The sequence below is a fragment of the Treponema sp. R8-4-B8 genome (genome assembly GCF_054786175.1).
The window spans coordinates 252,424-264,782 of the sequence record NZ_BDHE01000487.1 but is presented as its reverse complement, the minus strand read 5'-3'; the positions used below and the strand labels follow the sequence as shown (position 1 = coordinate 264,782).

The following is a 12,359-nucleotide window of genomic DNA, read 5'->3' as shown; positions in this document are numbered from 1 at the left end:
ACAGAAAAACAACTCGAGGGACATAGTTTACTTGTAGTTTCAATACAAATTATTTGTCGAATACCTAGAAAAATAAAAAATTATTGCTAATTGCTCATTTTTGTATACTCTCCCACCCTTAATGGCAGTATGCTATTTGCAAGTTCGGGGTTTTGTTTAATCGCGTTGTCAATTTCAAATAACGGATAGAGCAGAGGCTCATTGCTAAGGCTGATAACGCCAAAGTGCATGGGGATTGAAATTTTCGCTTTTGTTTCCCGCGCAGCCATTAAAAACTCTTTTACATTCATGTGCGCGTAATGCATGAACCAACGCGGCTCATAAGCACCCGCCCCCATAATGGCGTAATCAATGTTCCAACGGTTCCCGAATTCCTTAAACCCGATAAAATAACCTGTGTCGCCAGAGAAATAAATTGTTTTCGCGCCTTTAATTATATAGCCGCCCCACAAAGTACTGCCGCCCTTTTGCCCTAACCGCCGCGACCAATGTTGGGCAGGCACAAACGTATATTCAATGCCGTCAATAATAATATTTTGCCACCAGCCAAGTTCGTGCGTTTTCTTCGCACCGTAACTTGAAACAAGTTTTTTTAACCCAAGCGGGACGATAAAGACAGCGTCTTTTTTCGCAAGCTGTTTTATGGAATATTTATCCAGATGATCATAATGATTGTGGCTTATTAACACTACAGGCTTTTTTGCCACTTTTGAAAAATCAAATTTTATTTTAACTTTTTTTGGCACAACCGCAGCCGCGTTTGAAAAAAACGGGTCTGTAAAAATTGTCTGCCCGTTCATCTTGATAATTATCGAAGCGTGGCCAGCGTTGGTAATGCTGTCAAAAGCGTTATCTGAAATATAGGAAAAATCATTGGGTACTGCGCCGTATTGGGCGTTTGACGGCTCTTCAAATTGCCCTTTGCTTCGGAAATATCGGCCCTTTCTTTTTTCTCTTTCCAACCAGGGGTTAAAAAACGTGCCATCATCGGCGACATTATTCGCGTATAAAAGAGCAGAATCCGGCGCGTGAGTTTTTTCATACCAGTCATCTTCCGAAAACTCAGGCGGAGGAGACGAGCATTTGGAAAAAGAAAAAAGCATAATTATTAATAAAAAACATAAAAGCAGTTTATCCCTTAAAACCACTATTTATATCCCCTTTACCTTCTTAAAGTTTACTTTCATACATATATAATACATAATACATCTTCTCGCGTATATAGCCCTTCAGCCCCTTTCTTCCCTCTTTGTGATCTTTGTCCCTTTGTGCTCTTTGTGAGAACTCTTGCGAATTAATGTAGAACTCATTATAATTATTTCCTACAGGTACAAACAGGGGGATTTTATGGCTAAAACAACAAAAGGAAAAAAAGAGAAACTATCTGACAAATTGTTTTTCAAGCTGAAAAATGGCTGGGAAGGAATTGATAAGAAGACTGAAAAAGAGGTTGAGGCGCTTGCCACATCGTACAAACAATTTTTAAATACGGGAAAGACAGAGCGCGAATGTGCCGATATCACTTGCGAACTTCTCACTGAAAACGGCTTTGTAAACATCGACACTTTGAAAGACAAAAATTTTACGGCAGGCATGAAGGTTTATCAGAATATCAAAGAGAAGTCAGTCATTGCCGCCGTCATAGGGAAGAAGCCCGTCATCGAAGGCTGCAATATTCTCGGCGCCCATATAGATTCTCCACGCCTCGATTTAAAACAAAACCCTTTATACGAAGACAGCGACCTCGCGCTCTTTGACACTCACTACTACGGCGGCATCAAAAAATACCAGTGGACAGCCATTCCGCTCTCCATGCACGGCGTATTTGTAAACGAAACCGGTAAAAAAACAACCATCAATATCGGCGAAGAACCGGGTGATCCCGTGTTCACGATTACAGACCTTCTGCCCCACCTTGCCAGAGAGCAGATGGATAAAAAAGGGACGGTAGTGGTAGAGGGCGAAGACCTTGATATTCTAGCTGGTTCGCGCCCATACAATGATAAAGACGAAAAAGAAAAAATAAAACTTTATCTGCTTGAACTGCTGAATAAAAAATACGGTATTACGGAAAAAGATTTTGCGAGCGCTGAAATTGAATTTGTTCCCGCTTTTAAAGCAAGCGATGTCGGCCTTGACAGAAGTTTAATCGGCTCTTACGGCCACGATGACCGCTGCTGCGTGTTCCCCGCCTTGCAAGCTATCACCGCTCTTGCGCGCGAAAAATCAGCCCCTAATAAAACATTGGTCTGTTATCTGTCAGACAAAGAAGAAATCGGCTCTGTCGGAAACACAGGCGCACGCTCCGTCAACTTTGAAAACTTCATCGCGCTCCTTTGCAGCGGCTCTCAGGCGGATCTGCGGCTATGTTTTTCGCGCTCCGCAATGTTATCCGCCGATGTCAACTCGGCGTTTGATCCAACCTACTCAGGCGTATTCGATAAAAAAAACTGTTCATTTTTAGGAAAGGGAATCGTGCTAACAAAGTACACAGGTTCTGGCGGCAAGGGCGGCGCAAGCGACGCCAACGCTGAATTTTGCGCTAAAGTGCAGGCGATTATGAGCCGCAATAAAGTCCAGTGGCAGTTTGGCGAATTGGGCAAAGTAGACAAGGGCGGTGGCGGGACAATCGCACTGTATGCCGCCAATTTGGGAATAGAAGTTATCGACTGCGGCATTCCCGTGCTGTCAATGCATTCGCCCTTTGAAGTGATCAGTAAGATAGACCTTTATACGACATATAGGGGATATGTCGCGTTTTATAGAGAGGCATGATTAGGAGAAGACTTCACAAAACATTATTCTCAAATTTTCTCTCGCAGAGGCGCAAAATTGTTGTTCGTAGGATCATCGTTTTCCCTTCAAGATTTGTAGTTAAACTAATATATCTAGATCAGCAATGAGCTATCGGAGAAGTACTTTGCGCCTCTACGCCTTTGCGAGAGGATATTCTTCGGGAATAATTCAAATTTTTCTTTAACAGCGCAAGAAAATCGTTACGCGCCATTTCCTCTCCGCCAAGACTGATTATATGACTGCTCGGTATCTGGCAGTCAATAAAGCTGAGTCCTCCAGCAAAAAGCTTTTCTGCAAAAGTAAGGAACGCCGCTTTTGAGGCGTTCGGAACGTTAGAGAACATTGATTCGCCAAAGAAAACTTTGCCAAGCAGTACCCCGTAACAGCCGCCGACTAGTTCTCCGCCCTGCCATGCTTCGGCGGAATGTACAAAGCCAAGCTGATGAAGTTCCGTGTATGCTTCGATTATGTCCTCTGTAATCCATGTTCCGTTTTGACCGGGACGCTTTTTTTCAGCGCAGTTTCTTATTACTCCGTCAAAGTTTTCATCGTAGGTTATTTTAAAAACATTACCGTTTAAAATTTTTCGCATGGAGGATGAGACATGCAGTTTTTCGGGAAAAATCACACAACGGGGATCGGGAGACTGCCAGATGATTGGATCGCCGGGGGAGTACCAGGGAAAAATTCCTTGCTCGTAAGCGGAGAGCAGCATCCCTGGCGAAAGATTGCCGCCTACTGCGATGATACTGTCTTCACATTCATTGGGATTGGGAAATTGAAAATACGCGGTTGTATCAAGGTAGGGAAAATCAGGATCGGGACCGGGACGAAAACGCGGCACTAATTTTCCGCTGTTAAGGCTTGAGTCTCTTCGATGTCCATGCAGTAGCCGTCGCGCCAGTCCACAACGGCGCTTCCCCCTTCGCTCAGGCTGCCAAACAGGACTTCATCCACAAAGAAACTTTTTATTTTTTCTTCTATTAATCTGCTCGCGTTTCTTGCGCCAAACTCTTTGCTATAACCTTCTTCCGCCAATTTGTCCACACAGGTTTCTGTAACGGTAATGGTTACGTTCTTTTCCGTAAGCTGGGCGGTAAAAGCGTCCAACTCTTTTTGGACAATGGAAACCATAATGTCGCGCGAAAGATGGCCAAAACGGACAATCGCGTCAAGCCTATTGCGGAATTCAGGAGTGAAGAATTTTTCTACCGCGCTGTCAATCGCGCTGTCGTCTTGAATTCGGTCCCCAAAACCGATAAGCCCCTTGCCGATTTCCCTTGCGCCAGCGTTACTTGTCATTATCAAAATTACATTGCGGAAGTCAGCCTTACGCCCTTGATTGTCGGTAAGGGTGGCGTAATCCATAATTTGCAGAAGTATATTGAAGATGTCGCTGTGTGCTTTCTCAATTTCATCGAGTAATACCACAGCATGAGGCTGTTTGCGGACAGCGTCCGTTAGCTGACCTCCGTCTTCATAACCGACATAACCAGGCGAGGAGCCGATAAGGCGCGAAATTGTGTACTTCTCCTGATACTCACTCATGTCAAAGCGTAGCATAGCGATCCCCATAATTTCAGCTAACTGCCGCGCCAGTTCCGTCTTGCCGACTCCGGTCGGCCCGACAAAGAGGAAGTTTGCGACAGGTTTGCCGTCCGCCCTGAATCCCGCCCTAGAACGTTTAACGGCTTTTACCACCGCAGATATCGCGTCGTTCTGGCCAAAAACCCTTTGTTTAAGCCTCGCTTCCAAATCTTTAAGTTTGTCTTTTTCGCTCTCGCCCACAGACCTCTGCGGTATACGCGCGATTTTGGAAATAACAGTCTCAATAACAGGAAGGGTAATTTCTATCTTTTCAATTTGCGCGTCCTGTACTGTTGAAGGCTTGTGCGTCTTATCAGCCGCCGTCTTATCAGCCGCAGTTTTTTCAAACGCTGACCTTTCTGTCATTGTCATTTCAGCCGCGAATAAATCCGGTGTTGACGCTTCTGCCGTTTCGTCTTCCGCGCCTGAATCTTCCAGCGAATGTTTGTACGCTTCTATCCGCGCGTAAGCGCCGGCTTCGTCAATTACATCAATGGCTTTATCGGGCAGACGGCGCTCTGTGATAAATTGCGCGGAAAGACGCACGGCAGTCTCCACAACCTCGTCGCTGTAGTGGACATGGTGGTAGTCTTCGTATCGGCCTTTAACGCCCTTGAGTATGTCAATTGCCGTTTCTACAGACGGTTCGTTAATATCAATTTTTTGGAAACGCCGAGAAAGCGCCCGGTCTTTTTCAAAGAACTTGTTGTACTCCTCGTGCGTTGTAGAGCCGATACAGCGGAGTTTGCCCGAAGTGAGCGCGGGCTTTAGCAGATTGGAAGCGTCCATCGCTCCGCCTGAAACTGCTCCCGCTCCGACAAGAGTGTGAATCTCATCGATAAAAAGAATTGATTTTTCTTTTTTTAAAAGTTCCTCAACAATGCGTTTTACCCTTTCCTCAAAATCGCCCCGGTACTTGGTTCCCGCAAGGATAGAACCCATATCAAGGGCGTAGATATTAAAGTTTTTAAGAAGCGGCGGCACATTGCCAGCGACAATTCGCTGGGCAAGCCCTTCCGTAATTGCCGTCTTTCCTACGCCGGAATCCCCAACATGAATAGGATTATTTTTCATTCTTCTGCAAAGCACCTGCACAGTACGGTCAAGCTCGTCTTCCCTGCCGATTACAGGCTCCAGTTTTTGCTCCTTAGCCAAAGCGGTCAAATCTATCGCGTAACGCTCAAGCATTGTTTTTTTGCCCGCTTTTTTTTGTCCGTCGGCATCCTCATCTATACCGGCGTATTTTTCGCCCTTTTGAGAATTTAAAAACGAATCGTTGCCATAACTGTGGGACAGTACCTGCAAAAGTTCCAGCCGCCTTATTCCCGCCTTGCGAAGATAATAGCTGCTGTAACATCTTTCTTCATCGTAAAGGGAGACAAGAATATCTGCCACATCGATCATGTCTTTTTGAGCCGACTTGCAATGTATCAAAGCGCGTTCAATGATGTTGTGAAAACCCACGGTCTTTGTAGGTTCCCCGGACGTAATCGGCATTTTTTGCTCAAAGAAATTTTCCATTCCATGTTTAAGCTGGGCTAAATCAGCCCCGCATGAAAACAACACCCCCTGAACTTCATCAAAAGCCAAAGCCGCGTAAAGTATATGTTCGGGAGTAAGGTACTCATGTTTTCGCACCTTTGCTTCATTATACGCCGCGTCAATAATCGCCTGTACATGACCGGAAACTTTCATTTTTCATCCCCTATATAAATATAACATAAGTTATCATTCTCTTCTATAGATCAATTCTATACGCTAAATCGGCTCCACAATACACATAAGCGGAAATTCATTAGCCTTTGCCATCGCGTGTACCTGCTCGGTTTTGGTCACGGCAATGTCCCAAGTATACACCCCTACCACTCCTCTGCCTTTTTTATGAACATCCAACATTATTTTACAGGCATCTTCAATGTTTTTATGAAAAATCTCCATCAAAACATCAACCACAAAATCCATAGTTGTATAATCGTCGTTTAAAAGAACCACCCTAAACTGCTCCGGTTCTTTAAATTTTTCCCTCGATTTTGAAGTCGGCTTTTCCTTGATTCGCGGTTCCATAAGATAATTTTATATAATTTGAGGGATATGGACAAGGGTTCCAAAAAGACTCACACGAAGAACACAAAGGGACAAAGAGCACAAAGGAAGAGAGGAGCAAGAGGGGAGTAAATTTAGAAATTGTATACTCTATTTTTTAGATATTCAGTGAAATGGGATACTATTTGAGAATCAACGTTTTTTTTGAGGGTTTTCATTAAATCCCATAGTTATTGAGTTGAGTTTTTTCTTTTTTGCGCTTGATTGCCAATTTAGGCAGTAATAATTGATAACACTCCAAATTCAACGCTAAAGTAGTACGCTGTAACAACTAATACTTTACAAAAATTATATCCAGAAGATTTCACAAAATGAACACAAAGAGGAATTAGGGGAATATACGTTATCTTATATCGAATAAAGGCAATAGATATAGTAAAAAGGGGGTGTAATTTATCTAAAGGTTTCAAGGAGGTGTAAGTTTTTATTTTTATTATACTAATTTAGTATGCGTTTTTTATTGTATTGCGTATATAAAATGTTAAACGCCATTATTTTTGAATATTTTGGAAAAATATAGTTGACAAATGTCAAATATTGTATATAATATGAGAAATAGGAGTGTATATGGCTTTTTCAATAATTGAAATTAATGATATTGGAAAGAAAAATGAATATTTAGAAGAGTTGTTTAGTTTACATTGTGATAATAGTATTAATTATGAATGTTATTACTTATGCGGGGAAGCCTCCGATGTTCTTTTCGCAGCATTTGATAATGATAAATTGATAGGATTAGTAGATGGATATAAGGAAAAACCTCCTCTAAATCAAGAAATAGGTTGTATTTGGGATTATGTGATATTATCAAAATATAAAGAAATGGAGGTTGCAAATAATTTATATAAGGCAATTGAAAAATATTTCTATGAAAATGGCTGTGAAAGAATAATAGTTACGTTTCCCTTTCTTGAAGATACAGAAATGAATAATGAAGTATATGAGTATGAATTGTATTCAAAAAATGGTTTTAGGGATATTGAAGTAGTTGCTGGATTACGACCCTATTCTGAATATCATTTACATAGAAGAATGATAAAATATTTAGATAAAAAGGACTTATGTTAAATTAGTTGTTAATATGATAATGTATGGAGGTTAATTATGTTGGGTACAGAAGAATTCAATCAAGAACTGGACGCTTTCGACCATTACGTACATCACTATCAAATGAAACCATTTATTGGGAAATATTGGAACAAGACTAAAAAATTATTAGTCATTGGTGAGAGTCACTATCCGCCTAAAAATACTGATGTAAAGTTAATAGAGGATTGGTATGAAATTTATATTGATGATGAAATAGCGGAAGCGGAAGATAAAAAACTGGCAAACGAACTTTATTCACATACAGATACTGCCAGTTGTATTAATTGTATGAAAGAAGAACTTAAGCCCCGTCAGCCTTATTCGAATATTGATAAAGCCATTCGTAAAACTGGATTTAACCCAACTGAAAGCGTGTTTTGTTATATTGCATATTCTAATTTTTATCAACGTCCTGCAGACAAATGAAAAAGTATTAATCCTTCGAGTTTTGATAATAAAATAGCAAATGAAACATTGAAGTTTATTATAGATATTATAAAACCAAATTATTTATTTTTTGTAAGCAAAAAAGCATGGGAGAATTATGATAAAAAAATATTTAATGAAGAAAAAATAGGGCATAGTGCCCATCCTTCACGAAATTGGTGTGGCAACTTGAAATCCCAAGACTTCACAAAGTTTTATTCAAAAGAAATTGTAACGGCAAAAGAATCTTTTATGGATTTTATCATATATCATAAAATATTTGAAGGACAATTGTAAAAGATTGTGAAATAACTAAAATTAACGCTGAAGAACATGCAACAATAAAATAGGCTTATAATATGGACTACTTATCCCTGTTGAGCAGACACAGAAAGTTATTGTAATAATATATTAAATAATTATAAAAGCAAAAATAACGGCATTTAACAGGTCGGTAACTGTACGCTGCCTAACGGCGGCTAGTTACCGCCGGAACGTTAGGCGTAATATATTTTGAAATATTTGGAAATATTTAATAAAGCATTGACAAAAATATGTATTATGGTATAATATTTTATGGAGGATAAAATGGGAACAAATATTTATAGATTTGAAAGTAAAAAAATAGTCGGTATAGATACATTTATTAACCAAAATGAATTGGAAGGAGATAATCTAAAATTTTCAAAGCTTTATAATAAAATATCACCATTTTATTATTTTAGTCTAAAAATATTTTCAAAAATAAAATTTGGTGGAGAAAATAAATTTAGAAATGATTTCTTGCAATATATAAAAGTAAATGATAATGATTTAGTATTAGAGACATCTGTAGGAACAGCGGATAATTTTTATTATATGAATAAAAATGCAAAATATTATGGTGCTGATGTTTCAATGGGAATGTTAAAAATGGCATTGAAACATACAAAAAAATGGAACATAAACGCTGAATTAAATTGTTGTGAAGCAGAAAATTTACCATATAAAGATAATGTTTTCGATGTCGTATATTCTTGTGGAGGTTTTAATTTTTATAATGACAAACAAAAAGCCGTTAATGAAATGATACGTGTATCAAAATCAGGAAAAAAGATATTTATTATAGATGAAACTGAAAAGACAGTAAAGGAAATATACAAAAATGTTCCCGGAAAAGAATTATATGACAAAGAAAAAGCAAACGTGCCGATAGAATTTATTCCAAAAGAAATGAAAGATATAGACTGGAAAATAGTATGTAAAGGGTATATGTATATATTATCATTTAATAAACCATAAATAATAGTATAAAAGCAATTTTTACTTCGCCTAACAGGCCTGTATGCGCTTCGCCGCCCGTTGGGCGGCTCGGGTTCCGCAAAACGCCAGTCGGGCTAACGCCCTTTGTGGCGTTTTGCTCCACCACAGTTTTGCGGTTGCTGGAACGCTCCGCGTTCCTTTATCGCAACCGCAAAACCGTCGCATACAGCCAAAATGTTATGCAACAAAAAATAATAAATTATAATAGTTGACAAAGAGAAAAAAATATATATACTTATATTTGGAGATTATAATGTTAAAAAATACATTTGTTTCAGTTAATATTTTAATTTTGGTATTATTTGTTAATTCATGTGCGTTAATTGGTAATTCCATAAAAGACACTCGAATAAAAAATATGGATTATCCACAGCCAGATCTACCTACAAAAAATTCGTTAATTATTGATTTAACTACATTACAAGGACATGCGGAAGATTATGTTAAAGTTCATTCATTTGTTCGGGATGAAACATTTGAAATTATGATTTGGATACATGATATAAAAGATAATATTTGGAAAGAATATGGTTTAGCAAAATTAAAATATTTTGGTGATACAGATACTGTTAGCAAATCAATTAAAATATCATTAGATGACATAAAGTATGTCGGTATTGAATTTATCAATAATGAAAATTATAAAATAATTGTTTTTAAAAAAAATAATGATCTACAAATAGAGGTGAGGAAGTAAAACATTTATTGTAATATTTTTCGTCGCTTAACAGGTCGGTAAAAGTACGCACCTTCGGGGCTTTACCGCCAGACGTTAAGCGCCATATCTAAGATAGATATGCGAGATAACATAACGAAATAATATATATATGAAAAAAATAAGGTGAATAAATTTACTGTAATAGGTAAAAACCTCAAAAAACGGTTCTTGCAAGGTATTCCGTAAATATGATATAATATGATCCTATGAAATTAATGGGAAAAGGGGCTTATTTTGGCAAAAAACAAGACAAATAAGGTTAAATCTTCGTCAAATAAGGCAAAACAGTATGTTTATATTGTACAGGCATCCGATACCCTCTCTTTTTGCAAAATAGGTATAACCGATGATTATCAAGAAAGATTAAAAACTTATAATAATACAACAGGAAAACCAAAGAATATAAGTATATTTCAATACTTGTTTATTTGCGAAGCTAAAAACATGAAAAAACTTGAAGACGAAATAAAAGAAAAATTTAGACATTTAAGAGAAATACCGACTAAAGAAGTATATTTTTACAATAAAGATTTATTTAAAAGTTATGTCAATTTCATAAAACAAAATCCGTTGTTTGTAAAAGAAGTATACATAAAATCAGAAGAAAAAAAACAGATAACAAAAATTGTAAAAAAAACAACTCCGTCTCTTGAAGAAAGAGGGTTATCACAAAAAGATGTATTACAAAAGGCGCAAAAAGTAAATAATGACGAATTTTATACCCGATATGAAGATGTTGAAAAAGAACTGTCAATGTATAATAAAAGCATTTGGAAAAATAAAACCGTGTTTTGTAACTGCGATGACCCTGTTGACGATGATGATAGGCGCACGTCCGCGTTTACATTGTATTTTATACATCACTTCCAATATTTTGGCTTAAAAAAATTAATATGCACCCATTACAGCGGTCCTGTTGATTTATTTAATCAAGGCGCAAAGGGATATATATTTACAAAAACAGGTTTTAAGGAATTTAAAGAATATCCCGCAGGTTATACGGGAAGTTTTGATGATCCCCTGTCATTGAAAATACTTAAAGAAGAAACGGACATAGTATGCACGAACCCCCCATTTTCAAGAGCTTCTGATTATTGGAAAGTTACTATTGGAAGTGGAAAGAAGTTTTTAATCATTTCTAATATAACAAATCCTATAACACCAGCATTTATCCCATATTTTAAAGATAATCAGGTATGGGCTGGATATAACAGAATAGATTATTTCTTAAATCCAAAGAGGGAACTTGTAGAAGCAGCAGGGCACTGGTATACAAATATTCCTATAAAAAACAGACCAAAATATAAACATTTAAAAATAGTTCCGTTAAAAGACATACCGGAAAAATATAAAAAATATGACGACTCTAAAAAGTTGGTAGTTGATAATTGTTATATACCGAATGATTATAAAAAACCTTTTGCCGTATCAGCTCGTCCCATATTAAATGGATTATTGGAAAAAGGATATAAAATTATTCAGGAGACGCAATACTTTCCATATACTAATGGTAAAAAATGTTTTGGGAGGGTGTTAGTGCAGAAAGAATAAAATGTATTAAAAAATATTTGTATAAATAGTACCGACGTAGTAAGATAACGGGGTGTTGTTGGTACGGCGCTTAACATACGGTAAAAGTACGCCCCTTCGGGGCTTTACCTTTTATCGTTATGTGCCAGTTTGGGCTAAATTGATTAAAAAAATTTACAAAAATAATATTGACAAATACTCAAAAAAATAATATTATAAATTATAGGACTCACAAAATATATGAAATCGATAAAGAATATGAGAAATGATCTCTTTGAAAAAATCTTATTAGAAGTTAATAATGGTAGATTAAGAAGAGGCATTAAATTTAAAATATTCCATTTATATACAAATTCTATTGAAAAAATGTGGGACAAAATATTAAATATTGAAATGCTTGAATATTTATCTAGACCAATGGCAAACATCTCTATGATAAAAGAAAGCCTCCCTAAAAGTTGGGAGACTAATAAAGAATATGTATTTAAGGTATTTATTAAAGTATTTTTTAGATGGTTTATTCCAATCAGAGAGCATAAGGTAATTTTTGAAAAAATCAATAAAAATGAGAGAGTAATTATTTTAAAAGAGCAAAATAATATTGTAAAAATAATGAATCATAAAATGAGCTTGGTAAAAAAAACAGAAATGGTAACAGGAGGTATTGAAGAAGTGGAAATATATGCAGGAATATTTACATTATTTGTTGCTATATGGATAAGAAAATTTTATAAATATCGGCGAGATAAATTAAGAGAAATAGCTATTTTTTTATAAAAAATTATGTACGCCCAAACCAGCACATAAC

At 37.1% G+C, this 12,359-nt stretch carries 12 protein-coding genes; 8 read left to right on the top strand and 4 right to left on the bottom strand.

The genetic code is table 11. The features are described 5' to 3' along the window. Positions 1 to 86: 86 nt before the first annotated feature. Positions 87 to 1,148: an MBL fold metallo-hydrolase gene (locus tag ACYVRA_RS14385; RefSeq protein ID WP_461253416.1), complete on the bottom strand. Its 1,062-nt coding sequence runs from the start codon at positions 1,146 to 1,148 to the stop codon at positions 87 to 89. A gap of 199 nt (positions 1,149 to 1,347) precedes the next feature. Here ACYVRA_RS14385 and ACYVRA_RS14380 point away from each other — a divergent pair, with 199 nt between their 5' ends. Continuing rightward, the gene (locus ACYVRA_RS14380; protein WP_461253415.1) at positions 1,348 to 2,775 is read left to right on the top strand and encodes an aminopeptidase; all 1,428 of its coding nucleotides are present in this window, start codon (positions 1,348 to 1,350) and stop codon (positions 2,773 to 2,775) included. 118 nt (positions 2,776 to 2,893) lie between these two features. Here the strand turns inward: ACYVRA_RS14380 and aat are convergent, their stop codons facing one another. The 3 genes from aat to clpS form a co-directional block, all read right to left on the bottom strand. Then, positions 2,894 to 3,640, bottom strand: a complete 747-nt coding sequence (aat, locus tag ACYVRA_RS14375) for a leucyl/phenylalanyl-tRNA--protein transferase (RefSeq protein ID WP_461253414.1) — start codon at positions 3,638 to 3,640, stop codon at positions 2,894 to 2,896. After that, on the bottom strand, positions 3,640 to 6,078 hold the full coding sequence (gene clpA, locus ACYVRA_RS14370; RefSeq protein WP_461253413.1) for an ATP-dependent Clp protease ATP-binding subunit ClpA: 2,439 nt from the start codon (positions 6,076 to 6,078) through the stop codon (positions 3,640 to 3,642). Before clpA ends, aat begins: the two co-directional genes overlap by 1 nt. 63 nt (positions 6,079 to 6,141) lie before the next feature. Next, positions 6,142 to 6,447, bottom strand: a complete 306-nt coding sequence (gene clpS / locus ACYVRA_RS14365) for an ATP-dependent Clp protease adapter ClpS (RefSeq protein ID WP_461253412.1) — start codon at positions 6,445 to 6,447, stop codon at positions 6,142 to 6,144. Positions 6,448 to 7,053: 606 nt separating this feature from the next. On the opposite strand from clpS, the gene ACYVRA_RS14360 reads away from it, so the two are divergent. The 7 genes from ACYVRA_RS14360 (at position 7,054) to ACYVRA_RS14330 (ending at position 12,328) form a co-directional block, all read left to right on the top strand. After that, positions 7,054 to 7,554, top strand: a complete 501-nt coding sequence (locus ACYVRA_RS14360; RefSeq protein ID WP_461253411.1) for a GNAT family N-acetyltransferase — start codon at positions 7,054 to 7,056, stop codon at positions 7,552 to 7,554. A 36-nt stretch (positions 7,555 to 7,590) separates the two neighbouring features. Then, positions 7,591 to 8,001, top strand: a complete 411-nt coding sequence (locus ACYVRA_RS14355) for a hypothetical protein (RefSeq protein ID WP_461253410.1) — start codon at positions 7,591 to 7,593, stop codon at positions 7,999 to 8,001. A 48-nt stretch (positions 8,002 to 8,049) separates the two neighbouring features. Continuing rightward, complete coding sequence (locus ACYVRA_RS14350) at positions 8,050 to 8,298, top strand: hypothetical protein (protein ID WP_461253409.1); 249 nt, start codon at positions 8,050 to 8,052, stop codon at positions 8,296 to 8,298. 291 nt (positions 8,299 to 8,589) lie between these two features. Then, entirely contained in the window at positions 8,590 to 9,282 is a 693-nt protein-coding gene (locus ACYVRA_RS14345; protein WP_461253408.1) for a class I SAM-dependent methyltransferase, read from the top strand. A gap of 274 nt (positions 9,283 to 9,556) precedes the next feature. Beyond that, positions 9,557 to 10,000 (top strand): hypothetical protein, encoded by a 444-nt coding sequence (locus ACYVRA_RS14340; RefSeq protein ID WP_461253407.1) that lies wholly within the window; start codon positions 9,557 to 9,559, stop codon positions 9,998 to 10,000. Between the two features lie 255 nt (positions 10,001 to 10,255). Then, a complete protein-coding gene (locus ACYVRA_RS14335; RefSeq protein ID WP_461253406.1) occupies positions 10,256 to 11,572 on the top strand; it encodes an adenine-specific methyltransferase EcoRI family protein in 1,317 nt (438 codons plus the stop codon). Positions 11,573 to 11,809: 237 nt separating this feature from the next. Next, the gene (locus ACYVRA_RS14330; RefSeq protein ID WP_461253405.1) at positions 11,810 to 12,328 is read left to right on the top strand and encodes a hypothetical protein; all 519 of its coding nucleotides are present in this window, start codon (positions 11,810 to 11,812) and stop codon (positions 12,326 to 12,328) included. Positions 12,329 to 12,359: the final 31 nt, after the last annotated feature.